The organism is Herbaspirillum sp. NPDC101397 (assembly GCF_044767325.1).
Taxonomy (GTDB): domain Bacteria; phylum Pseudomonadota; class Gammaproteobacteria; order Burkholderiales; family Burkholderiaceae_D; genus Herbaspirillum.
On sequence record NZ_JBIWNS010000001.1, the window covers coordinates 192,941 to 216,675 of the forward strand.

26 protein-coding genes and 1 riboswitch are annotated in these 23,735 nt (G+C 60.7%); of the genes, 18 read left to right on the forward strand and 8 right to left on the reverse strand.

The window, feature by feature from the left end; translation table 11 throughout:
* Positions 1-24 precede the first annotated feature (24 nt).
* Positions 25-1,500, reverse strand: coding sequence for a PLP-dependent aminotransferase family protein (locus ACIROW_RS00915; RefSeq protein ID WP_402270907.1), 1,476 nt, complete (start codon positions 1,498-1,500; stop codon positions 25-27).
* A gap of 107 nt (positions 1,501-1,607) precedes the next feature.
* Here ACIROW_RS00915 and ACIROW_RS00920 point away from each other — a divergent pair, with 107 nt between their 5' ends.
* Positions 1,608-2,345, forward strand: coding sequence for a GNAT family N-acetyltransferase (locus ACIROW_RS00920; RefSeq protein ID WP_402270909.1), 738 nt, complete (start codon positions 1,608-1,610; stop codon positions 2,343-2,345).
* A gap of 50 nt (positions 2,346-2,395) precedes the next feature.
* Positions 2,396-3,301 carry a DMT family transporter gene (locus tag ACIROW_RS00925; protein WP_402270911.1) on the forward strand — a complete coding sequence of 302 codons (906 nt, stop codon included), beginning with the start codon at positions 2,396-2,398 and terminating at the stop codon, positions 3,299-3,301.
* On the opposite strand, the gene ACIROW_RS00930 is transcribed toward ACIROW_RS00925, so the two are convergent.
* The gene (locus ACIROW_RS00930) at positions 3,298-4,197 is read right to left on the reverse strand and encodes an alpha/beta fold hydrolase (protein ID WP_402270914.1); all 900 of its coding nucleotides are present in this window, start codon (positions 4,195-4,197) and stop codon (positions 3,298-3,300) included. The genes ACIROW_RS00925 and ACIROW_RS00930 overlap by 4 nt on opposite strands.
* Positions 4,198-4,323: 126 nt before the next feature.
* On the opposite strand from ACIROW_RS00930, the gene ACIROW_RS00935 reads away from it, so the two are divergent.
* Both ACIROW_RS00935 and alaC read left to right on the forward strand, forming a co-directional pair.
* Positions 4,324-5,223, forward strand: coding sequence for a LysR family transcriptional regulator (locus ACIROW_RS00935; protein WP_402270917.1), 900 nt, complete (start codon positions 4,324-4,326; stop codon positions 5,221-5,223).
* Between the two features lie 159 nt (positions 5,224-5,382).
* Entirely contained in the window at positions 5,383-6,615 is a 1,233-nt protein-coding gene (gene alaC, locus ACIROW_RS00940) for an alanine transaminase (protein ID WP_116432969.1), read from the forward strand.
* Here the strand turns inward: alaC and ACIROW_RS00945 are convergent.
* The gene (locus ACIROW_RS00945) at positions 6,612-7,064 is read right to left on the reverse strand and encodes a CopD family protein (RefSeq protein WP_402272423.1); all 453 of its coding nucleotides are present in this window, start codon (positions 7,062-7,064) and stop codon (positions 6,612-6,614) included. The two genes, alaC and ACIROW_RS00945, sit on opposite strands and share 4 nt — an antisense overlap.
* Positions 7,065-7,211: 147 nt before the next feature.
* On the opposite strand from ACIROW_RS00945, the gene ACIROW_RS00950 reads away from it, so the two are divergent.
* From ACIROW_RS00950 to ACIROW_RS00960, 3 genes are all read left to right on the forward strand, one after another.
* Entirely contained in the window at positions 7,212-8,078 is an 867-nt protein-coding gene (locus ACIROW_RS00950) for an MOSC domain-containing protein (protein ID WP_402270918.1), read from the forward strand.
* A 207-nt stretch (positions 8,079-8,285) separates the two neighbouring features.
* On the forward strand, positions 8,286-9,431 hold the full coding sequence (locus ACIROW_RS00955) for a branched-chain amino acid ABC transporter substrate-binding protein (RefSeq protein ID WP_402270920.1): 1,146 nt from the start codon (positions 8,286-8,288) through the stop codon (positions 9,429-9,431).
* A 108-nt stretch (positions 9,432-9,539) separates the two neighbouring features.
* The gene (locus ACIROW_RS00960) at positions 9,540-9,857 is read left to right on the forward strand and encodes a hypothetical protein (protein WP_402270922.1); all 318 of its coding nucleotides are present in this window, start codon (positions 9,540-9,542) and stop codon (positions 9,855-9,857) included.
* 124 nt (positions 9,858-9,981) lie between these two features.
* On the opposite strand, the gene ACIROW_RS00965 is transcribed toward ACIROW_RS00960, so the two are convergent.
* From ACIROW_RS00965 to ACIROW_RS00985, 5 genes are all read right to left on the reverse strand, one after another.
* Positions 9,982-10,488 carry a hypothetical protein gene (locus tag ACIROW_RS00965; RefSeq protein WP_402270925.1) on the reverse strand — a complete coding sequence of 169 codons (507 nt, stop codon included), beginning with the start codon at positions 10,486-10,488 and terminating at the stop codon, positions 9,982-9,984.
* Positions 10,489-10,646: 158 nt separating this feature from the next.
* The gene (locus ACIROW_RS00970) at positions 10,647-11,405 is read right to left on the reverse strand and encodes an alpha/beta fold hydrolase (protein WP_402270927.1); all 759 of its coding nucleotides are present in this window, start codon (positions 11,403-11,405) and stop codon (positions 10,647-10,649) included.
* The gene (locus tag ACIROW_RS00975; RefSeq protein ID WP_402270930.1) at positions 11,402-12,397 is read right to left on the reverse strand and encodes a M14 family zinc carboxypeptidase; all 996 of its coding nucleotides are present in this window, start codon (positions 12,395-12,397) and stop codon (positions 11,402-11,404) included. The genes ACIROW_RS00970 and ACIROW_RS00975 overlap by 4 nt, the downstream gene beginning before the upstream one ends.
* Positions 12,398-12,682: 285 nt before the next feature.
* The gene (gene galU, locus ACIROW_RS00980; RefSeq protein WP_402270933.1) at positions 12,683-13,624 is read right to left on the reverse strand and encodes a UTP--glucose-1-phosphate uridylyltransferase GalU; all 942 of its coding nucleotides are present in this window, start codon (positions 13,622-13,624) and stop codon (positions 12,683-12,685) included.
* Positions 13,625-13,680: 56 nt separating this feature from the next.
* Positions 13,681-13,884: a hypothetical protein gene (locus ACIROW_RS00985; RefSeq protein ID WP_402270936.1), complete on the reverse strand. Its 204-nt coding sequence runs from the start codon at positions 13,882-13,884 to the stop codon at positions 13,681-13,683.
* 317 nt (positions 13,885-14,201) lie between these two features.
* On the opposite strand from ACIROW_RS00985, the gene ACIROW_RS00990 reads away from it, so the two are divergent.
* From ACIROW_RS00990 to ACIROW_RS01040, 11 genes are all read left to right on the forward strand, one after another.
* A complete protein-coding gene (locus ACIROW_RS00990) occupies positions 14,202-14,453 on the forward strand; it encodes a GlsB/YeaQ/YmgE family stress response membrane protein (RefSeq protein ID WP_402270938.1) in 252 nt (83 codons plus the stop codon).
* A 150-nt stretch (positions 14,454-14,603) separates the two neighbouring features.
* Complete coding sequence (locus tag ACIROW_RS00995) at positions 14,604-14,963, forward strand: hypothetical protein (RefSeq protein ID WP_402270941.1); 360 nt, start codon at positions 14,604-14,606, stop codon at positions 14,961-14,963.
* A 294-nt stretch (positions 14,964-15,257) separates the two neighbouring features.
* Positions 15,258-16,907, forward strand: coding sequence for a phosphoglucomutase (alpha-D-glucose-1,6-bisphosphate-dependent) (gene pgm / locus ACIROW_RS01000; protein WP_402270943.1), 1,650 nt, complete (start codon positions 15,258-15,260; stop codon positions 16,905-16,907).
* A gap of 197 nt (positions 16,908-17,104) precedes the next feature.
* Positions 17,105-17,281: a hypothetical protein gene (locus ACIROW_RS01005; RefSeq protein WP_402270946.1), complete on the forward strand. Its 177-nt coding sequence runs from the start codon at positions 17,105-17,107 to the stop codon at positions 17,279-17,281.
* An 11-nt stretch (positions 17,282-17,292) separates the two neighbouring features.
* Positions 17,293-17,868, forward strand: a complete 576-nt coding sequence (locus tag ACIROW_RS01010; protein ID WP_402270948.1) for a hypothetical protein — start codon at positions 17,293-17,295, stop codon at positions 17,866-17,868.
* 172 nt (positions 17,869-18,040) lie between these two features.
* Positions 18,041-19,339 carry a cation:proton antiporter gene (locus ACIROW_RS01015; RefSeq protein WP_402270950.1) on the forward strand — a complete coding sequence of 433 codons (1,299 nt, stop codon included), beginning with the start codon at positions 18,041-18,043 and terminating at the stop codon, positions 19,337-19,339.
* A 212-nt stretch (positions 19,340-19,551) separates the two neighbouring features.
* On the forward strand, positions 19,552-21,216 hold the full coding sequence (locus ACIROW_RS01020; RefSeq protein WP_402270952.1) for a methyl-accepting chemotaxis protein: 1,665 nt from the start codon (positions 19,552-19,554) through the stop codon (positions 21,214-21,216).
* A gap of 257 nt (positions 21,217-21,473) precedes the next feature.
* A complete protein-coding gene (locus ACIROW_RS01025) occupies positions 21,474-21,629 on the forward strand; it encodes a hypothetical protein (protein ID WP_402270954.1) in 156 nt (51 codons plus the stop codon).
* Between the two features lie 46 nt (positions 21,630-21,675).
* The gene (locus ACIROW_RS01030; protein ID WP_402270956.1) at positions 21,676-22,110 is read left to right on the forward strand and encodes a hypothetical protein; all 435 of its coding nucleotides are present in this window, start codon (positions 21,676-21,678) and stop codon (positions 22,108-22,110) included.
* Positions 22,111-22,241: 131 nt separating this feature from the next.
* Positions 22,242-22,555, forward strand: a riboswitch (cobalamin riboswitch).
* A 164-nt stretch (positions 22,556-22,719) separates the two neighbouring features.
* Positions 22,720-22,941, forward strand: a complete 222-nt coding sequence (locus ACIROW_RS01035; protein ID WP_402270957.1) for a CbtB domain-containing protein — start codon at positions 22,720-22,722, stop codon at positions 22,939-22,941.
* A gap of 21 nt (positions 22,942-22,962) precedes the next feature.
* Positions 22,963-23,718, forward strand: coding sequence for a CbtA family protein (locus ACIROW_RS01040; protein WP_402270959.1), 756 nt, complete (start codon positions 22,963-22,965; stop codon positions 23,716-23,718).
* Positions 23,719-23,735: the final 17 nt, after the last annotated feature.

Consider the following 23,735-nt stretch of genomic DNA (forward strand, 5'->3'; position numbering starts at 1 on the left):
TGTTCTTGTTTGATGCGCGCTGCGTCAGCGCCATATCTTCGCCAGCGTCTTGATCGCGGCCGTGATGGAAGCCTCGTCGGCGCCGCCGAAGCCCATCACCAATCCGGCCTCGTTGCGACGCGCCGAACCGGGCAGCCAAAAGCGCGTCAGGCCGTCGATCTCGATGCCGGCTGCGGCGGCGCGGTCGATCATGTCGTCCTGCTGCCGGATGGTGGGGACCCGCACGGAGCAATGCAGGCCGGCGTTGATGTCAGGCAGGTCGATGCCGCCCGGTTGATGACGTTGCCAGCCGTCGACCAAGGCGTCGCGGCGCGCACGGCTGGCGCGCCGCATGCGGCGCACGTGGCGCTGGAAATGGCCCTGCGCCATGAATTCCGCCATCACCGCCTGCTCCGGCACGGAAGAGTGGCGGTCGTACTGCATACGCAGGTTGATCAGCGGCGTCGCCAGCGCCGGTGGCGCGACGATGTAACCGAGCCGCAGGCCGGGGAAGGCGATCTTTGAAAATGTCCCCATGTGCAGCACGCGGCCGCTGCGATCCAGCGAGGCCAGCAAGGCCAGCGGCGTGCCGCTGTAGCGGTATTCACCGTCGTAATCATCTTCCAGGATGTAGCTCTGGTTGGCTTCGGCCCAGGCCAGCAGATCAAGCCGGCGCGCCAGCGACAGCGTCACGCCGCTGGGGTATTGGTGCGACGGCGTGACGTAGGCCAGGCGCACGTCGGGATGGGCGTGTAACTCCTGCGTGATGATGCCTTCGGCGTCGACGCCGATGCCGACCACTTTGCCGCCATTGAGCGTCAGCGCCGAGGCCGCGCGCGGATAGCCGGGATTTTCCATCGCCGCCGTGTCGCCCGGATTGAGCAGCAATTGCGCGCACATGAATAGCGCCTGCTGGGTGCCGGCGGTGATGATGATCTGGTCCGGATCACAAAGCAGTCCGCGCGAATTGCGCAGGTAGCCGGCCAGCATCTCACGCAATTGCGGATCGCCGGCAGGGTCGCTGTAGCCGATGCGGTTTTCCGTGCCGCGCCGCCAGAAGTCGGCCTGCAGGCGCGCCCAGACGTCGCCCGGGAACAGGTCCAGCGCCGGCACGCCGAGGCGGAACGTACGCGGCTTGCCGGGCGGCGGCAGCACCTTGGCGGGCAGCGCCATGCGCTGCCCGAGTTCGGACAGGCGCGGGGCGATATCGATCTTGCCTGTCGCCGGCGTGCGCGCGATATCGCTGGCCGGCGCCGAGACGTAGGTGCCGTCGCCGACGCGCGCGCTGATGTAACCCTCGGCATACAGTTGGTCGTAGGCGCGGACCACCGTGGTGCGCGAGATGCTGAGCGCCAGCGCCAGTTCGCGCGTGGTGGGCAGCTTTACCTGACGATCGATCTGGCCCTTGAGGATGCGGTCGCGCAAGCTTTGGTACAGCTGCAAGGCGAGTCCTTTGCCCGGTGCGAGGTGCAGCCCGGTCAGGTCGAACGGAAACGGCGAGGCGTGGATGCTTTTTTGCATTGGTTTTATGAAAATAGCGGATATTGGCTCTTTTGGAAGACCAAATTTATCATTAATCTGTGCAACATGCTCAACAATTCTTCAAGAAAACTTCGAACACATCTGCCATGACGACCTCTGCAAATTCAGCAACACAGAACCAGTTCGGCCAACCGGTCGGCGCACCCTTGCCTGACTGGGCGCCGCGCCAGCTGCCGCCGACGACCGCCATGTACGGCCGTTACTGCCGCGTCGAGCCGATCCGTCCGGCGCATGCGGAGCAATTGTTCGACGCCAACGGCGACGATCAGGATGGCCGCAATTTCACCTACCTGTTCGTCGATCCGCCGGCAGACATTGATGAATACCGTGCATGGGTCGAGAAGATGAGCGTGAGCAAGGACCCGATGATGCACGCCATCATCAACCTGGACAGCGGCGAAGCGGTGGGTGTCGGTTCTTTCATGCGCATCGATCCCAATTTCGGTGTGATCGAGATCGGCAACATCAATTTTTCACCGCGCCTGCAGCGCACCCGCGCCGCTACCGAAGCGATGTTCCTGATGATGCGCCGGGCCTTCGATGAACTTGGCTATCGCCGCTATGAATGGAAGTGCGACAGCCTCAACGCACCGTCGCGCGCAGCGGCAGCACGTTACGGCTTTACCTTCGAAGGCGTGTTCCGCCAGGCGGTGGTGTACAAGAACCGCAGCCGCGATACGGCATGGTTCTCGATCATCGACAGCGAATGGCCACAGGTCAAAAGCGCCTTCGAACACTGGCTCGATCCGGAGAATTTTGACGCGCAGGGGCGGCAGCGCGAGAGTCTCGGTGCGCTGATGGAACGCCATCGCACGGCGAAGTAAGCCGCCGCGCCATAAAATGGCGTCTCCGATTTATCCGAAAAAGTAAAAACATGCGCGAATCCAGTTTGTCGTCCCGCCAGGCCATCGTCCTCCTTGGCGTCGTGGTATTGATATGGGGCACGACCTGGCCGGTCAACAAAGCCATCCTGCACTACCTGTCGCCGATCTGGTCGACTGCCATACGCTCATGCATCGGCACGGTGGTGCTGGTGGTGCTGTGCCTGGCGCGCGGACGGCTGGTGTTGCCGCAGCGCGGCGACCTGCCGGTGGTGTTCAGCGTCGGCCTGCTGCACATGACCGCCTATTCGATACTCGGTAACGTCGGCATGCAGCATGTCGCCGCCGGCCGTTCGGTGGTGCTGGCCTATACCACGCCGATGTGGGTGGCGCCCTGTGCGCGCCTGTTCCTCGGCGAGGCGTTCACGTTGCGGCGCGCCATCGGCACCGTGTTCGGTTTGCTTGGACTGGTGCTGATCTTCAATCCGCTGGCGTTCGACTGGGGCAACCACGATTCCGTGCTCGGCAATGGCCTGATCCTGTTGGGAGCGATGTTCTGGGCCGCCAGCATCCTGTATGTGCGCGGCCATCGCTGGATCGGCGAGCCGTTCGATTTGCTGGTATGGCAGGCGCTGGTCGCAAGCTGCGTGCTGGTGCCGTGCGCCTTCCTGTTTGAAGGGCCGCCGCAGTTCGAGTGGAGTGTTCCGTTGGTCGGCTTGCAGGTCTACAGCGCGACGTTCGGCATCGCCATCGCGTACTGGGCCATCAACAAAGTCAATCGCTCCTTGCCGGCAATGACCACCTCGCTTGGCCTGTTAGGTGTCCCCGTGTTCGGCATCGTTTGCTCGTCGCTGGCTTTGGGAGAGACTCTGGAGTTCAGCCTGGTGGCCTCGATGGCCCTGATCATCATCGGGATTGCCATCGGCGCGTTGCCGGAGAAACGGACGACGCGGGCTTAAGCAGCGGTCGCAGCCGGCCATTCTTCCAGGATGCGGCGGCGCGTGGCGCCCGAGTTCAGCCATTGCAGGGTTTCATTCCACAGGCTGTTGCGGAAGCGGTCATGGAAGAAGGCGAAATGGCCGATCTCTTTGAGATGCAGGTCGGCCGGCGCCAGGCTTACCAGCGTACGTGCGCTGCCGGTGTAGTAGTGCAACAGACGTTTCACCGCAGTGGGGGTACCGAATGGATCGTCGCTGATGGTATAGGCCAGGGTCGGACCACCGAGATTGCTGAAATATTGCACGCGCATGGCGTCGGGATGCTCCAGCGCCGCGCGGCGGAACGCCCATTCGCGTGCGACGCCGGCCGGCAGGTCTTCCAGCCAGCCCAGCAGGCGACCGGGGAAGTAGCCCGCCACAGCGGTCAGCAACGGCATCAGCACATGCCATTTCAGGAACATCCGCTTGCGCACGGCAGGTGCGTAGTCGCGCCAGTAGGCGTATTGCGCGCCGACGATCAGCAGCCGGTCGATGCGCCAGTTGGACGCTGCGTAACCGGGCATGACGCCGCCGATGCTATGGCCGACGACGTGGATTTCGCCGTCGGGGAAGTTGTCGGCGGCCCACTGCAGGATGCCCTCGAAATCCTTGCTGCCCCAGTCGTATTTGGCCGCGCGCAGCCGCCGCAGCGAATCCGCCCGCGAGGCGCCGATGCCGCGGTAGTCCCAGGTGATCGCAAGATAGCCGTGTTCGGCCAGGAAACGTGCGTAGCGCGCGTAATAGGCAGCCTTGACGCCGGTGGCGCAGTTGACGATCGCGATGCGGCCGGGCAGCGGTGCATCGCCGGTATAGAACAGTGTGGCGCCGAGCAGGTAGCCGTCGGTCGCTTCTATCTGGATGGGGGATTCGATGCACATGGGTGGAAAGGGTGGCGGAATCGGATTCAAGGAACGAAATTGTTGTCGCGCTTCCATTGTAGGAAGCGCGGCGCTTCTGCATAAGCTATGCTGTCTTCATCAATTTGTTGAAAAGAACTCACCAATATGAGCCTCGACGCCAACTCCCTGATCATCTTCTGCCACGTCGCCAAGGCCGGCAGCCTGAGCAAGGCCGCCAAGGCGCTGAGCCTGTCGCGTTCGGCGCTGAGCCATCGCATCAAGGCGATAGAGGGGCGCCTGGGTTGCCAGTTGCTGATGCGCACCACGCGCAAGGTCGGCCTGACCGAGGCCGGCTACCGGCTGGCCGAACACGCCGATCGCATGGCCGACATCCTCAAGGACGCCAACATGCTGGCGCACGGCCTCAATGAAGACACCGCCGGGCTGGTGCGGATTTCGGCGCCGCTGACGCTGGGCTCGGTATGGCTCAAACCTTTGTTGATGTCCTACATGCAGGCCAATCCGCGCGTGCAGGTCGACCTGCGTTTCAGCGAGCAGGCGGTCGACATCACCAGCGATCCTGTGGATCTGGCGATCAGGGTGGCCTCGACCTTGCCGGGCGACGTGGTGGCGAAGAAATTGTTCGGCATTTCGTGGCGCTTGTGCGCGAGTCCCGACCTGGCCGGGCGCTACGCCGCCGACTTGGCGGCTGGCAATCTGGCGGCGCTGCCGCTGGCGGGCTTCTCGCGCAGCCGCCAGTTCATGCAGCCGTTGATCTCGCGCGGCGGCGTCACCATGCCGCTGGCCAACGAGACGATGTTGCTTTCGAATGATCTCGACGTCGTGCGCGAAGCGGTGCGACGTTCTTTGTGCGTGGCGGTGATACCCGACTATTTCGTCATGGACGACCTGGCGTCGGGACGCCTGGTGAATCTCTTGCCGGACGCGCAGGTGGAAGTCGGCATCGGCGACCACGTCTATGCTCTGCATCTGCCGGGACGCTTGCTGCCGGCGCGCGTGCGCAGTCTGATCGCCTTCCTGGCGCAGGAAGGTGTGAAGCAATAATCCTCTGCTGATTGTTGAGATTTTCTGTACGAATAGGGTGGCGGATTTTTTTACGCGAGATCTCTTCCCAAGTGCGAAACAGTTGACGTAGAATCGTCAGCGGACCTCTCGGGTCCAACGTCGCTCGGACGGTTCCGGGCGCTTACGTGAAAGTACAACATGACTCAATCCCGCAGTCCGCGCAGCTTTGCGCGCATCGATCGTCTTCCCCCTTACGTTTTTAACATCACCGCCGAACTCAAGATGGCCGCACGCCGTCGCGGCGAGGACATCATCGACATGTCGATGGGCAACCCCGACGGCGCCACGCCGCCGCACATCGTCGAGAAGCTGGTCGAAGTGGCGCAGCGTCCCGATACGCACGGCTACTCGGCGTCGAAGGGCATCCCGCGACTGCGCCGCGCCATCACGCACTGGTACAAGAGCCGTTACGACGTCGAGTTCAATCCGGACAGTGAAGCGATCGTCACGATCGGCTCCAAGGAAGGCCTGGCGCATCTGATGCTGGCCACGCTGGACAAGGGTGATACCGTGCTGGTGCCGAACCCGAGTTACCCGATTCATATCTACGGCGCGGTGATTGCCGGCGCCGACATCCGCTCGGTGCGCATGAGTCCGGACGTGGATTTTTTCTCCGAGCTGGAGCGCGCCATCCGCGAGAGCTATCCCAAGCCCAAGATGATGGTGCTGGGCTTCCCGTCGAATCCGACCGCGCAATGCGTGGAGCTGGAGTTCTTCGAGCGCGTGATCAAACTGGCGCGCGAGCACAATATCCTGGTGGTGCACGACCTGGCTTACGCCGACATCACCTTCGACGGCTGGAAAGCGCCGTCCATCATGCAGGTCGAGGGTGCGCGCGAAGTCGCTGTGGAATTTTTCACGCTGTCCAAGAGCTACAACATGGCCGGCTGGCGCATCGGTTTCATGGTCGGCAATAAGGAACTGGTGGCGGCCCTGGCGCGCATCAAGAGTTATCACGACTACGGCAGTTTCACACCGGTGCAGGTGGCGGCGATCGCCGCGCTGGAAGGTGACCAGTCCTGCGTGGAAGAGATCCGCGCCAACTATGAAAGCCGCCGCAACGTGCTGGTCAAGGGCTTGCATGAAGCCGGCTGGATGGTCGATGTACCGAAGGCGTCCATGTACATCTGGGCGCGCATTCCCGAGGCTTACCGTCATCTCGGCTCGCTGGAATTTGCGCGTCAGTTGCTGGAAAAGGCCAAGGTCTGCGTCTCGCCCGGCATCGGCTTCGGTGAATACGGCGATGAATACGTGCGTTTCGCGCTGATCGAAAATGAAGCGCGCATCCGTCAGGCGATCCGCGGCATCAAGACCATGCTGCGCGGTGAAAAGGAAGCCCCGTCGAAAGACAAGGCGGTCCGGAAAACTTAAACCTGTGTGAGCAGCGGCCCGAGCGCGCCGAGGGTGACGACGATCAGTCCGAGGATCAGGTTGATGCCGACGATGCGGCGGATCTGTCCGAGCGCTGCACCGCCGGCAGCCCAGTCTTCAGCCGCGACGGCGCGCTTGAGGCGCTTGTATGGCGCGAAGAACAGATGCGCGAAGATCAGCATCATCAGGATGCCGAGCCCGGCCATGCCGGAGATATACACCGGCGGCTTGCCCATCTGCGCCATCATGGGCAGGCCGCTGACCAGGATCAGCGCGATCGCCAGCCAGACCCAGGTGAAGAATTTGCCGAAGACGCCGTTCCACAGCGCCAGCCGCGCGGGCGGTTGCAGGACGACTGCCGCGACGGGGCGCAGGCACAGGTAGGCGAAGAACATGCCGCCGACCCAGACGGTGAAACCGAGAATATGCAAATATTTGGCGAAGAGCATCATGGCAAATGTGATCTATGTGGTGAACCCGGCAATGGACTGCTGGCAGTCCGGCGAATGCGGATTGTCGCATGCCCGGCGGAAGTGCAGGGGCGCAGCCATGCGCATTGCTTCAAATCATAAAAATATCCCAGTGAAGACCGACCCATGATTACCCTGAGCGCCTTGCACATCTATCCCATCAAATCCTGCGGCGGCATCAGCTTGCAGCAAGCCGCCATCGGCGAATTCGGCCTCAATCTGGACCGCAGCTGGATGCTGGTCGACGGCGACGGGCGCTTCTTGTCGCAACGCGAACATGGACGCATGGCGACAATATCGACAGCGTTGGAGCACGATACGCCGGCGCTGCTGACTGTGCGTGCGCCCGGCATGGCCGACCTTCACTTGCCGACACGCATCGAGCAGGGCGCTCCGAGATTGCCGGTGACGATCTGGGATGACGGCGTCGAAGCGCTTGACTGCGGCGCCGCTGCGCATCGCTGGTTTTCGGATTACCTGCAGGCCGATGTGCGGCTGGTGCGTTTTGATCCGCAGTCCCGGCGCGTCTGCAGCCAGCGCTGGACCGGAGACCTCACGGCGACGACGCAGTTTTCCGACGGTTTTCCGATTCTGGTGGTGGGCGAAGCATCGCTGCAAGACCTCAACCTGCGCCTGCAAAAGAAAGGCGCGCCGGCATTGCCGATGGATCGATTCCGGCCCAACCTGGTGCTGTCCGGACTGGAGGCCTACGAAGAAGATTACCTCGACACGCTGAGCTTCGGTCCGGTCGGCAGGGAAGTCGTGCTCAAGCTGGTCAAGCCGTGTGCGCGCTGTCCGGTGCCCGGCATTGACCAGCAGACCGGCCTGCGCGATGCCGACTGGCCTGACGAACCGCTCGATACGATGGCCGCTTACCGCGCCAACGACCGCGTCGGCGGCGGCCTGACGTTCGGCCAGAACGCGATCGTGGTGCAGGGCTGGAACTATCTGCTCGAGGTCGGGCAGGACGTCGCGGGCGAACTGGCTTTTTGAGCCCGGCCTTATGGCCTTCGGATCTTCCGATATTTCGCTGCGGTATTAGCTGCAATTTCCTGACAGCAGCATTCTTTTATTTGTCATGCTCGCAGTCGTTCTTTGAGGTACATTCCCACGGGAACAGGCATAAAACTTGCGATATCCGCCGAGGTTATTGATGTCTTTCATGCAAGCGACTTGTTAAGAATCTGGGGAAATGAACGAATGAAGCTGCTGGGTTCCTTGAAACTGCTGTGCGTGGGTGCAGCAGCGTTGTTGTCCTTGGCCGCAACGGCCGAAGACCGGACGGTACTGATAGGTTACGCGGCGCCATTGACCGGCGCCTCGGGCTCCATTGGCGCCAGTCTGGTGCAGGCGGCGGAAATCGCGGTGGATGACGCCAACCGGCAGGGCTTGCACATCAACGGCGACAAGCTGGTGTTCAAGCTGCTGGTGCAGGACGACCGCTCCGATATGCGCACCGGCCTGCTGGTGGCGGAGTATCTGGTGAAAAGCGGCGTCGTCGGCGTCATCGGTCACTGGAACTCGGGCGTCGGCATCCCGGCCTCGCGTATCTACAACAAGGCCGATGTCGTGCAGATCGCCCAGGCCACGACGTCGCACGCTTATACGCAGCAATCCTTCCCGACCGCCTTTCGCATCGTGCCGCACGATGACGAGAATGCGTACTACACCGCCGAATACGTGGTGCGCCAGATGAAGGCGCAACGCATCGCCATCATTGACGACCGGACTCCGTTCGGCAATGGCTACGCCAGTCAGTTCGCGCAGTCGGTCGAATCATTCAAGGGCACTATCGTCAGCCGGAACGGCATCAGCAGCCGCACCTCGGATTTCAACGCGGTGCTCAAGAACATCCAGAAGCAGAATCCCGACGTGGTCTTCTTTGGCGGGCTGGATGCGCAGGCCGGACAACTGGCGCGTGAGTTGCGCCGCTTCGGCATCAACGCTCCGCTGGTCGGCGTCGGCGGTACGGTCGGTCCGCAGTTCCTGAAGGCGGCGGGCGAAGCCGGCAACGGCACCATCGCGCTGGAGCCCGGTCCGGCCGCTTACAAGGGCGCGCAATGGCAGCAGTTCGACAAGGCTTACAAGAGCCGCCACGGTGAGGACATGGGCTTGTATGCACCTTTTTCCTATGATGCGGTGCAGGTGCTGGTGGCAGCGATCCGCCAGGCCAATTCTCTCGACCTGCAACGGATAGTGGCAGCGATGCATCAGGTCAGGCACAATGGTCTGACGGGATTGGTGGCGTTCGACCAGGAAGGCAATCTTGCCAATCCGGTGTTTACCATCTACCAGGTCCGGAATCAGAAATGGACACCGCTGAAAACCATCGGCGGCAAGAAGTAGCCGAGAAGTAGCCGAGAAGTAGCCGAGAAGTAGCCGAGAAGTAGCCGAGAAGTAGCCGAGAAGTAGCCGAGAAGTAGCTGAGCAGGACAACAACCTTTCCAGGAATACATGCCCGTCATCCGCATCATTACCGCCGTCAATTTCAACAAGCAAGGCCACGTGCAATACGTGCGTTGGGGATTGGCGGACACCGATACCAATCGCTGGACCACCGCGCCGAGCGCAAGCCACATCATCCATGTGCTGGAAGCGCTCAAGTACGGCGAAGAGGTATGGACGATTTTCCCGGAAGGAAAACACGTTGTGGCAGGGCCGCGCGTGCACGCGGTGAAGCTCAAGCCGGGACTGAAGACGATCGCGATTCTCGATCCTGAAGAAGGCGAAGCGGGGGCGGGCCATACGCTGGAGCGTTTGCCGGTGTTTTGATGCGCAGGGGGCGGATTAAGGCGGGAACGTAAAGCCGCGATGCAAAGCAAAGATACAGGGCATGGAAGCGCTGCTTCATCCCCGGCAGTCAATCCCCGGGGATGAGGTTACAGGCGACAACTGCTTATTTCTTCGGACGGCCGACCTTCAGCGGCGTCAGGCCTGCCAGCAGCGTCTTCAGCTTGCCGGTTTCCAGGTTCTTGATCAGCGACACGCCGATGCGCAGCAGATCGCTCTTCTTGATTTCAAATCCGGCCTTGAGGCAAGCTTTCTTGACCTGGCCCAACACTTCATATTCGGTTTCCGGCATGGTGAAGCTGTCGCGCACTTGCTTGACTTTCTTGAGCTTCAGTTCGGCTTTCTTTTCGATCTTGGCGACGGCTTTGGCAACCGGTTTTGTGACCGGCTTCACGGTGGTCCTGGCGATCGGCGCCAGCGGCTTCTTCAGTGCAGGTGCGACGGCCTTGGCGACTGGCTTTTTGGCCACGACTGCCGGCTTGGCAGCAATCTTCTTTACTGCGGGCTTCTTCACCGCAGGAGTCTTGACCGCCGCTTTGACCACTGCCTTGACGGCTGGCTTTGCTGCTGTTGCGCGTACAGCTGGTTTTGCCTGAGTTTTTTGTGTTGCCATGGTTGCTCCATTAAAAAATAATATAAACAATATATATTTTTTTACTGCGTTGGGCAATCGCAAACGCGCTGCCCGCCTGATTTCAACGTTTTTTACCGGTTTTTCTTTCAAGTGAAAGCGATGTAATCGTTATCATCGTCATTTGAATACGCATCGCATCATGATGCATCACCCTCCGATATCCAGTTGCGGACCTGTTGCGCTACCCAATCGGGCTCATCCAATGTAAGGTCATGCCCGGCGCTGTCATGCGCACGCAGCGGCGCTTGCCATTGCTGTGCCAGTGTTCGGGAACAGTGTGGATTGACCAGCTTGTCACCCATCCCGCACAACACCAGCAAGTCCGTCGCCGGCGCCCGCAGCGGCGCTTGGTAACGCATCGCCGCCGACAACTGGCGCAAGGCGTTGGCGCGTGTCACCGGCCGTTCGCGCAGATAGCGCATCCATTCGCTGAGCAGCCGTGCCGGCGGATGGCGATTGCCGGTGAGTCGCAGGATGGTGCGCTCGCGCCAGGCGTCGTCATCCTTGCCGATGACCAGTCGCAGCAGCGTCGCATAATTGCGCGGACGCAGGCGATGGTAGAACGGGCTGAACGGACGCAGGCTGGTATTGATCAACACTGCCTTGTCAATCTCGTCGGGATGGCGCGTGGCCCAATCACAGGCGACCATGGCGCCGAGCGACAGCGCCAGCAGATTGTAGGGCGGGGCGATGCCGCGCTCCCGCAACTGGCGGCGGCAGCTTTCGCTCATGGCGTGTACGTGGTCCGGACTGCGCTGACGATGCAGGCTGCCGTTGCCGGGCAGGTCGAGCATGACGATATCGTCCATCGGCAGGTATGTCCCAAACACCTGCGGAAATTCTCCCCAGTGCCGGGTTTCTCGCATCAGGCCGCGCAACAGGATCCACGTCCTCATGCCGGCGTCACCCTGATCAGCGTGCTACCGTCTTCGCTGGGCAGCCAGTGCTGATGCGCGCAAGCGGCGCGCGTAAGGAAATCAAACCAGACCAGGTGGCTGCGCAGCACGCGTTGCAAGCGGTGCGGCTTATTCGGGTTGAACATGCCGGCGCGTGTGAATAGTTGGCGCGGATTCTTCTTGACCCAGCGCCACGAACCCATCTCCAGCGTCAGCGGCAGGAATACGTGGTCGGTCTCGGCGGCGGTCTGCAGATACAGGTAATCCCATAAATCGCCATGCGTCAGGTATTGCATGCTCTGCGGTTCAAACAGGTAATTGTGGTCGGCGTAGGTCTGGCTGAACAAGTCCTGGAGCGCCTGGATTTGCGGCATGTGACGTATCGGTTGCGAGCTGTGCGCGAACGGAAACCAGATACGGTCCTGCAGGCCGAAACCGGAGTGACAATCCAGCGCGACGCTGAATTTGCGGCTGCTCAGTTCCTGTCGCACGACGTCGCACAGCGCCTGCGCCTCGGCTTGCATCGGCGCGTCGGCCGGTCCGCGGTACCACGGCAAGCGTGCGCTGAAGCGTTGGCCTCCGAGCATGAAAGGGACTTTTTCCAGCGAATCAACCGGCGCATTGCGCATCAGGTCAATGCCGTTGGCATTGCAGCGGGTGTTGTTCCACATGCCCGCCGGATTGACCAGCGGCATGAAGATAAGGCGCACCGACTCCAGTTGATGATGCAGGACCTTGTCCCACTTGAGGCGGCCCAGCAGGCTGCGCAGGAAGGCCAGCAGGATGCGCGTGCCGATGCGTTCCAGCCCGTGCACGCCACCGAAGAATCCGACCGCCGGCGCGTGCGGATCGCTGCTGCCGATGCTGAGTACATACACCGGGAAATGGCGCCCGAGGAATTCGATGTTGCAGGCGGAGCGTGCTTCGAGCAGCGGCGCGCCGGCCTGGATGATGCGTTCCAGTTCAATCAGTTCGGGTAGCTTCTGATCCATGCGGCTGCCGGCTCCTTGGGCGCAACGTCATTGTGGGGACTGTGGGGACTGCGGTCCGCAACTATTCTTGCACACAATTGCGGCAGCAAAATGACAAGCGTGTTTCAAACGGATGACCGGGACGTCGTCGCTAAAAAAAAGGAACCTGTCGTCGCCATCGTTGAAGAGGGCGAGGACAGGCCAAGAGGGGGAAGGTGAATGAAAAAACTACTGCACACTACAGGAGACTACGGCGCTACAAAAAACCTTTGGATTGCGGTGAATCAGACGAAATGCAGACGTGACTCAGGCAATCTTGGCCAGACGCACTGGCGGATGTTCGATCTTGCTTTCTTCCTCGGCGGCATGGACTTCGCGCAGGTACTCGCTGAATTCCTTGCCGACTTCGACGTGCTTGGCGCCCATCGCGACGGTTGCCTTGAGGTAGCCGAGCTTGGAGCCGCAGTCGTAGCGCTGGCCTTCGTAGCGATAGGCCAGCACGGTCTCGTCGCGCATCAGGTCGGCGATGCCGTCGGTCAGCTGGATCTCGCCACCGGCGCCTTTGCCGATGTTTTCGAGGCGTTCGAAGATGCCCGGGGTCAGTACATAACGGCCGACCACGGCGAGTGTGGAAGGAGCGACGTCCGGCGCCGGTTTTTCAACGATGCCGCTGATAACATCCAGGCGATCGCTATGGGCGCTGCCAGGGTTCGTGCTGACGATACCGTATTGCTTGGTGTCGCTGCGAGGTACGTCCTGCACCGCGAGAAGGCTCTTCTGTTCGGTATCGAACACGTCCAGCATCTGCGCCAGCACGTTCTTGCCGCCTTCCGGCGCATCCATGAAATCGTCCGCCAGTACAACGGCGAACGGTTCGTCGCCGACCAGCGATTTGGCGCACAGCACGGCATGGCCGAGACCCAGCGGCGCCGACTGGCGGATATAGACGCAATTGACATGCTTCGGAATGACGTTGCGCGCAAACTCCAGCAACTTGGTCTTGCCGGCGGCTTCGAGCTCGCTTTCCAGTTCGTATGCGGTATCGAAATGATCCTCAATCGCGCGCTTGTTGCGGCCGGTGATGAAGATCATTTCGGTAATGCCCGCTGCAACAGCTTCTTCGACGGCGTACTGGATCAGCGGCTTGTCGACGATGGGCAGCATTTCTTTTGGTTGTGCTTTGGTCGCAGGCAAAAAGCGGCTACCGAGGCCCGCAACGGGGAAAACGGCTTTAGTGATTTTTTTCATGATGTTCCTAGATGATCGAACGAGGGACGAATATGGAATGAATGCAAGGACGGTGGTCAGGATTTCTGCATGGGCGAACGTTGTTGACGCTTGCTCTTGTGCAGCGACACCAGCATCGCGCAGGAATGAAACAGCGGCGCCGCGCCGGGACAGGCCTGGCTCAGGAAACCGGCTGCCAGGAAAGGCCACGACGAACTGTCGTCAAAGCGGTTGCCAAGGCGGTTGTTGATATGCGTTCGAACCTTGCGAAGTTGATGCATGGTGTTTCCCCCGTTAATTAGTTGACGCCAGCATAAAAAAACCGACCGGTGTTTGGCTATAGGAAACATTCCTTTTGATTTGTAGGAATTCGAGAATGTAGGACAAGCCGCGAAGTCCCTGAACGCGGGCGCTTGCCGCTTGTCCTACAAGGGAATTGGCCGCTGTCCGATATTGCCGTTTCGGTCCGGCAAATAAGATTCTGTCAGCCGCTTGCAACTTCGCTTGTGATGTTCGTTTGTAATGTTCGTTTGGGATGTCACACGTTGCATTGAGTTGCATTGCGGGTTTAAAGAAAAATAACTTTGAAAGGAACATCATGTCTCATGGAATTATTGTCTGGCTGATCATCGGCGCAGTAGCAGGCTGGCTGGCCGGCGTACTGGTCAAGGGAGGCGGCTTCGGCTTGCTGGTTGATATTCTGGTGGGTATCGTCGGCGCCTTCATCGGCGGCTGGCTGGCCGGTTTGCTGGGTATCGGCATCGGCGGCGGCATCGCAGCATCCATCGTTACCGCCACCATCGGCGCGGTTGTCCTTCTCCTGATCCTGAGGCTCATCCGGCGCGCTTAGGGCGTCATTTGACGCCGATATTGGCATGCGGAAAAAGTCACACAAAGAAGACGAAGACTGCGGACGTTGTCACTCATGTATCGTTCGCAGTCGATATCTCGTGTACAGTAAAAACGTGCAGAAGATTCCTTCATTGCGGGAGTGAAGATCATGCAGACCACAGAAACCAACGACAGAATCATTTCCATCCATTCGTCAGGCGTGGCATCAGGCAGCTCGACGAAGTCCACACGTGCGCTTTCCAGCGTGCCGCAGCCTTACCAGCCAAGCCAGCCTCACGTGCTGACTGAGGATGTGAAGGCGGAATTGGCGCAGGCCAATCAGCGACGCCGTGAAAACCTCTATCCGCGACTGGCGCAGGCCTTGGCGACGGTGGAGCAGAGCAGCATCACGCGCAGCTATTCGGAAGAGCGCGCGATGTCCCTGCAAGAACTTGCGGCCGCTAACAAGGCGCGACGCAGCAAGTTGCGCGAAGCAGGTTATGCGCTGCCCATGGTCAGCATGGCGTAACGTGCATGGCAGACGTACCAGACGAACGTGATACAACGGATCTCGTAGTCTCGCTGTTTCTTTGATGGTCTCGCCGCAACATTTCCTTCGCCATTCCAGCCCGCATCAACAGATATCCGAAATGCACGGCTACGCATGCCGTCGGCTGTGGTCGGCGCTACAGCGCTACAATACGGGGCCAGGCGAATCCAATTCGCGTGCAGGCGTGACTGCGTCAATAACTGCGTCAATGCCTGCGGTCGGACAACCGGTTGCCCCAAAGATTTATCTCCTTATTCTGAGAAACGACATTACATGAGCAGCATCAGCCCTCTGGCCGGCCAACGCGCCGCTATTTCTTCCCTGGTCGACGTCCCCGTGCTGGTGACCAGCTATTACAGCCTGCGTCCCGATGCGGGCATCGCGTCGCATCAGGTGGCATTCGGCACCTCGGGGCATCGCGGCAGTTCGCTCAACTACAGTTTCAATGAATGGCACGTACTCGCAATCACGCAGGCGATCTGCGACTACCGCGCTGAAAACAAGATCAACGGTCCACTCTTCATCGGCATCGATACGCATGCACTATCGGCGCCGGCCTTCGCCAGTGCGCTCGAAGTGCTCGCCGCCAACGGCGTGCAGACCATGGTGGCGCGCGGGACGCCTTACACACCCACGCCAGCGATATCGCACGCCATTCTCATGCACAACCGCATGCATCCCTCGGCGCAAGCCGATGGCATCGTCATCACGCCTTCGCACAACCCGCCCGACAATGGCGGTTTCAAGTACAACACGCCTAACGGCGGTCCGGCTGACACCAACGTCACCAGCTGGATTGAGAAACGCGCCAACGTCTATCTCCAGAGCGCTGTGCGCGACGTCAAGCGCATCCCCTACGATCGCGCCGTGCGCGCCGCCAGCACGCATCAGTACGACTACCTTGAGACCTACATCAACGATCTGCCCAACATCATCGACCTCAGTGTGATCCGTGACGCCGGCATCAGCATCGGCGTCGATCCCTTGGGTGGTGCCGGCGTGCATTACTGGGGCGCCATCGCTGATCGTTACGACCTCAAGCTGACCGTCGTCAATCAGGAAGTGGATCCGACATTTCGTTTCGTACCGATGGACTGGGATGCCCAGATCCGCATGGATCCGTCGTCGCAATACGCGATGCGCGAACTGATTTCGCTGAAGGATAAATTCGACATCGCCTTTGCCTGCGACACCGATCATGACCGTCACGGCATCGTCACCAAGAGCGTCGGTTTGATGCCATCCAATCATTACCTGTCGGCTGCGGTGTCGTATCTGTTCCAGCATCGCCCGGAATGGCGCGCTGACACCGGCGTCGGCAAGACGCTGGTCAGTAGCCAGATGATCGATCGCGTGGCGGCGCAGTTGCATCGCCCGCTGCAAGAGATGCCGATCGGCTTCAAATGGTTCGTCGGCGGCCTGCAGGATGGCAGCCTCGGTTTTGGCTGCGAAGAAAGTGCGGGCGCATCGTTCCTGCGTTTCGACGGCACGCCATGGAGCACCGACAAGGACGGCATCACCGCTGCCTTGCTGGCAGCGGAAATGACGGCGCGCACCGGCCGCGATCCCGGCGAAATCTATCAGGGCCTGACCGAGCAGCTGGGACTGCCATGCAACGGCCGTGTCGAAGCTGCGGCAACGCCTGAACAGAAGAAGCTGCTGTCGAAACTGTCGGCTGAAAACGTGCGGTCCACCCAACTGGCCGGCGAAGAGATCCGCCAGATTCTCACCACCGCTCCGGCCAATGGCAAAGCCTTCGGCGGCGTCAAGATCATTACCGACAACGGTTGGTTCGCCGCGCGTCCTTCCGGCACTGAGAGTATCTACAAGATTTACGCCGAGAGCTTCCGTGACGAACAGCATCTGCAGAGCATCTTTGCCGAAGCACAGGAAATCGTCACCGCCGCGCTCGCCGGCGGTTGAACTCTTTCTTTGCAGATGTGAGGCGGGCGTTTCGGTGCCGCCTCACGCTGTCGTATCATCCACCGCCGCGTCTTCCTTCATCCCCTGATTCTGCTGGTCCTCCTACAGGGGAATAAGTGCCTGTCCTGCTGGCAGGAGCGGCCGACTTGCCTAAGATGAACTACCAATCATGTTCCATCATGCTTAAGGAGTTCATCATGCCCAGAGGCGATAAATCTTCCTATACCGACAAGCAAAAACGCGAGGCCGCTCACATCGAAGCCGGCTATGAAAAGCGCGGCGTCAATCATAAAGAAGCGGAACGCCGTGCCTGGGCCACCGAGAACAAGGTTTCCGGCGGCGGCCGCAAGTCGGGTTCGGCGCGCAAGCATTAGGACATCGCGACATGTTCGCCGAAAGCATGATCCTGCATGCCATCACGGAGTGTGAGGCGCGCAGTGAGCGCAGTCACAATCAGCAGGCGAACCACACAGGCAAGGAGAATCACATGGCAGCCATTGACGAAAAATCCCACGCGGGGCAAAAGCCGCCGGCCCAGCAGAGCCAGTCGCAAAACCAGCAGCAAGGGCAGGACACCCCTCCGTCCGGCCGGCAACAGGCTCGCTCCAATTTTGTCGATCCACTGGGGCGCCCGATTTATCAGGGCACGCCACGTTTCACCGATCAACAAGCCGGAGGCGATCTGACCGGTGACGAATCGGATGCGCGCGATGACAACTATCTCGAAACCGGTAGTGGTCAGAATGCCCGCGACGTCTCTGCGCACGCCAGCGAATTGACGCCGGTTTCGACCGAGCTGTTACGTTCCGCTGCGGTCGCTCCCACGGTGCGGCCTTCGATGCCCCCGACAACGACGCCGGCTGAATTGGTCGAACCGGACGGCACCGAAGATCCGGGCGCCAACGCCGACGACGGGCTGGTGCCTCGCAGCAAGGATGGCGCCGCTTCCGAGCAGCATTGAGGCGTTGTTTCTCCGACGTTAGCATCGGATTCATTCATCGCGCCTTGGCGCACAGGCGGCAGCTGACCTCATCGGAAGTCAGCTGCCGCTTTCACATGTTGCTACCTGTACCAAGCGGAGAGCGCACATCGACATTCCTACCGTCTATTTCCTGATCGCCGGCATCCTGCTGATGTTCATGGTATTCCTCGAATCAGTGCTCGAGCGACTGCCATTCAACGCGGCCATGCTATACCTGCCGATCGGCTGGCTGCTGGGGCCTGCCGGCATCGGCCTGATCCACATCGATCTGCGATCGCACGCCGACGCGCTGACCGTCATCACGCGCGTGGCCTTGCTGCTGTCGCTGTTTACGGTCGGACTCAAGCTCCGGGTGGCTTTTCGCGGCGAAGGCAGTCGTTTGTGGTGGCTTCCATTGCGCCTTGGCGTGGTGTCAATGCTGATTACCGTGCCTTTGCTGGCGATCTGCATCGCCTTCCTGTTCGGACTGCCGTTTGCCGTGGCCATGCTGCTGGCCGCTATCCTGGCGCCCACCGATCCTGTACTGGCGTCCGATGTCCAGATCAAGAATGTCGATGATCCCGATCAGTTGCGTTTCGGGCTGAGTGGCGAGGGCGGTCTCAACGACGGCAGCGCCTTCCCGTTCGTGATCCTGGCCTTGATGCTGCTGGGTGTGACCGACGAAATTGCCCAGGTCGATCACTTTGGCTGGTTCGTCGCCTGGGGTGTGTTCGCTGGCATCGGCTGCGGCGCGCTGGCGGGGTGGGCCTTGTCGCGTATGGTGCTGTTTGCGCGCCAGCGTTTCGGCCTCGCGCTCGGCATGGAGGAATTCATGGCGATCGGCATCATCATGCTGTCTTATGGCGTGGCGGAGCTGATCCACGGCATCGGCTTCCTGTCCGTGTTCGCAGCAGGTCTGGCGATGCGCCAGGTGGAGTCAGCCAGCAGCGGCGACAAGCCGGCCGGCGAACTGATTGCCGCCGCGCAGGACAGCGGCAAGAACGCCGCTGCCGTTCATCCTGAACAGGCGCCGGTTTACCTGACCGAAACCGTGCTTGGCTTCAACCAGCAGCTGGAGCATTTCGCGGAGTTCTTCATGGTGCTGCTGATTGGCATCCTGTTATCTGAATACGGATTGTCGGGAGAGGGCGTTCTGATTGCCGGGCTGCTGTTCTTCATCGTGCGTCCGATTGCGGTGGCGCTTGGCCTGCTCGGCTCTGGCACCGAGACGTCGCATCGCTGGCTGATCGCCTGGTTCGGCATTCGCGGCGTCGGCTCGCTTTATTACTTGTGCTTCGTGCTGCAGTTCTGGCATGACAAGCTCAATGCGCGCATCGCGCAGGATGTGCTGACGGTGCTGGCGCTGTCCATCCTGTTGCATGGCATTTCATCAACGCCGTTGATGCACCTGTATTGGCGCAAGCGCGTTGCGGTCAAGGGAGGCGCCACATCAGGGAAAGAAATAAAGTAATAAAACTACATTTACTACATTCACATTTTTTACTTTGATTTGAAATTGCGCGGCGAAGCAGCGTATTTAAGGCGTAATTCGCTGGAAATAATCGACATCCTGTGCCAGAATAAATAAAAACTAGTAAAACTACATAAAATAACGTCGGCCAGCTTGTATTCTGCTCAAGTCTCTTGCCAGGTCGGCGCCTGATCGGAAACACAGGAGACCGCATGAGATTTTCCCCTCTGAAGCCGCTGATGCAGTTGAAAATCGGCCACCGGCTGTCGCTTTGCTTTGGCGTCATTCTGGTGCTGATGGCCGCCGTCACTGCGCTGGCCGGCTTGTCCGCGCAACATGCGCAGGAGCAGCTGGCCGCGGCGCTCAGCCACACCAACGGCAAATCCGAAATCGCCGCGTTGATGCGCCAAAGCCTGTTCCGCCAAGGCCAGGCCGCGCGCAACGTCGGCACGCTGACCGATCTCAGCGCCATGCAAAAGGAAATGGCCCGCATCGGCATCGAACGCAAGCGCTACCGCGTCAATCAGGATGCCTTGCTCAAGCTCGGCGTCACCGCAGAAGAGCGCGCCATCATCTCGGATATGGCCGCCTATGACAGCCGCAGCGAACCGTTCATGCGGCAGGCGGAAGAATTCGCCGCCGGCTTCAATGCCGGGCAGGCCACCAAGCTGCTCAATGCCGAAGTGGCGCCCCTGCAGAGCCAGTGGCTGGAATCCATCGACAAGCTGGTCAAACTGGAACAGGGGCAGATCCAGCGCGACCTGGACGATTTCGCGCAGAGCGGCCGTCGCACCACGCTGGCGACCATTGCGATTTGTGCAGTGGCGATGTTGTTGGCGGTGCTGGTGGCATGGCGCCTGAATCGCAGCATCACGCGTCCGCTTAACGAAGCGGTGAGTCTGGCTTCCCGCGTGGCGGCAGGTGATCTGACGGCGCACATCGCGACCGGCGGCAGGGATGAGACAGGACAGTTGCTGAACGCCCTGGGCAGCATGAATCGAAGCTTGCTGCAGACTGTCAGCGAAGTGCGGAACGGCACCCAAAGCATCTTCCGCGTATCGCAGCGAAATGCCGTCGGCAACACTGATCTGGCGGCGCGCACCGATGCCCAGGCCGGCTCCTTGCAACAGACTGCAGGCGCCATGGCCGAGCTGGCCGACATCGTCGGCCGCAATGCGGGGCAGATCGGCGAAGCCAACCGGCTGGCACAGTCGGCAGCGGACGTCGCCTCGCGGGGTGGAGAGATCGTCTCTTCGGTGGTCGGTACGATGACCTCGATCAAGGACAGTTCGCGCAAGGTGGTCGACATCATCTCGGTGATCGACGGCATTGCCTTCCAGACCAACATCCTCGCGCTCAATGCTGCGGTGGAGGCCGCACGCGCCGGTGAGCTCGGCCGCGGCTTTGCCGTGGTGGCAACCGAGGTGCGTCAGCTCGCCATGCGCAGCGCCGCAGCTGCAAAGGAAATCAAGCTGTTGATCGGTGATTCGGTTGAGCGCATCGATGCCGGCAGCCGTCAGGTCGACGACGCCGGACGCACCATGCGCGATATCGTCGATTCGGTCGAGCACGTGGTCGGCATCATGGATGAGATCGCCGCCGCCAGCGACGCCCAGCATCGCGGCATCGCCGATCTCAATCAGTCGATTGCCGGCATCGATGCCGTCACGCGCACCAACGCGACGCTGGTGGCGGAAGCCGCCATCGCCACCGCCGACATGCAGGAGCAGGCGCGCAAGCTCTGGGATGCGGTCAGTGCGTTCCGGGTCGGTTCCGACGCTGAAGCCGGCGAGTTGCAGTTGCTGGCGACTGCTCCGGAAATCGCTCCGCAATTGACACCACGCCGTCCCTCCCTGCTTGGGGTGGCGCCGGCGTAAGAGTTGCGGAAGCCCGAAAAAGTGTTTGTCCTATACGCAGCGCCCGCGCCAGCGGGTAGCCTGTCGCTGTGACGTGAATGGTCGGCGTTGCCTTCGACCCGCGTCGCTTTTAGCTCGACCTTGAGCTTAAATTGCAGCAGAAAGGACATTCCATGCACAAGCCACAAGACATCCCGCCGGTAGAAGTGCCGCCGCTGGATCCGAGCCCGCCGCAGGATCCGATTCCTCACCAGAATCCAATGTGAGGAGGCGTGCGCATGCATACACCGCAAGAACCGCAGGAAACGCCGCCGACCGCGCCGCCACCTAAAGACATCCCGCCGGACGAATACAACCCGGTGGAAGATCCGCCTCTCAATCCGCCCGAGCCCGGCATCCCCGAGCCGCCCGAGACGCCGATCAGAATGGCGTAGAGCCGTGCACGAACAATCAAGCATCACACATGAGGAGTACAGCATCATGGCAACCAGCACATTGGATCCAGACGTCTTGCCGACTTCCGATCGGCAATTAAGCAAAGGCCACGACAACCACGCGCTTGGGCCGGGCGACAGCTCGGACAGCGGCAGCGACATGATGAACATCGCCACCGAAGCCGACAGCGATTCGCACGGCACCGGCGAGCGTGCCTCGGTCGAACGCGGCTCGCGGGACCGCGCTCCGGAAGTGCCGGAGTCGGTCGAGCAAGTCGCCAGTGACGAGGAAAGCGGCGAAGACATCGTCGCCGCCGACGAACGTGAGCTCGAAAAACAGACCGATAGCGTCAAGGAGTCGAAAAAGATCAAGCGTGATCACGATCTCGACGATGCCTTGGAAGACACGTTTCCCGCCAGCGACCCCATCAACCTGACCCCGGAGCCTCCCAAAAAGGTCGCGAGAGGGCCCAATCAGTAACAGAATCACGCAGTAATCCAGGCTTCTGCTGAAGCCCAAAGCGGGCCGGTTATCCATTTGGATAACCGGCCCGCAAGCGTTTATGCAAGCCGATTCCAGGTTGCCAGAATGGCGCGCGACACCTATACTGCCGGGGTAGCATTGCCTTGGGTATCCTGCGAATAGTCATTCGCTGGATTTAATCGGGAAGTCGGTGCGTTTGTCGGTCAATTGCAGTGAACGTCGGTGAATTGCTATTTATCATCGTTTGCAATGCCATGTGATCCGTCAGGCAAAACCCACGCTGCCCCCGCAACGGTAAGCGAATCAGCGAATCTGCATCCAGCCACTGTGCACCGGTGTTACCAACACGGCATGGGAAGGCGCAGATTCCGGTTCCGGCGAGATCATGCTCGCTGTGAACCATTCTCAAGCCCGGAGACCGGCCCTCGGTATAACGACTTGTTTTGCATCGCGGAGGGCGATCGACGGACTGCTTCCGGAATGCTGTTTCTTTGCACCCCGCGTTGTTTCCTGATTTTCCTTCGTGACGGTTCCGCTGCGCTGCTTCGCTTTAGCGCCGCAAGCGGTTGGTTTCAATCCGGCTCAGGCCCATCCGAAGGAAAACACATGGCAATCATCACCGGCGCATCCGCCCACGATACCGATACACTCGACTCCGAGTCCAATTCTGCTTCCGGCGCGCGACTCTGGCGCGATCGCATCCTGCCTGGCCTGACCGCATTCGTGCTCGGCGCCGCACTGATCTACGCTGCCGGATTTGCCTCCGCCGTGGAACTGCACAACGCCGCGCATGACGGTCGTCATTCGGCCGGCTTTCCTTGCCATTAAGACGCCAGGCGGACTACCCCGATGATCAATTTCGCAGTATTGCGACGGATTGCCCCCGTCGTCCTGTTGGCCGGCGCGTTGGCCGGCCTGTTGCTGACGGCCGTGCAGCAGGCGCAAGTCTCCCGCATTATCCTGCAGGCGGAAGTCTACGAAGAAGCCGCAGCCGCCAAGGCGCATGAGCAGTCGCACGCCGCCGCGGTACCAGCTTCTGCTGCAGCTTCCACCGGCGCGCCTGCCGCGTCGGAAGCTCACGAGCATGAACATGAACACGCCGATGAATGGGAACCTGCCAACGGCTTCGAGCGTACCGCTTACACCGTGCTGGCCAACGTCAGCATGGCGATCGGCTTCGGCCTGTTGCTCGCCGCCGCGATCCTGGTCAGCGGCAAGAAAGTGACCTGGCGCTCCGGATTGCTGTGGGGCGTGGCCGGTTACCTGGTGTTCTTCGTCGCACCGTCGCTGGGCTTGCCGCCGGAAGTGCCGGGCACCGTGGCGGCGCCGCTGCATGCGCGCCAGTTGTGGTGGATCATGACGGCCGGATTGACTGCCGCCGGCCTGGGTCTCGGCGTCTATGCGCGCCATTGGACGTTGAAGTTGCTGGGACTGGTCTTGGTGGTTGTGCCACACCTGATCGGCGCACCGCATCCGGCAGTGCCGGGCGGCGCCGCGCCGGAAGAGCTGGCGCAGGCGTTCATCCACGCCACCGCATTGGCCAATGGCATATTCTGGCTGACGTTGGGCGGACTGATCGGTTACTTCTATAAAAAATTCGTCTGAAAATTCGCCTGAAACTC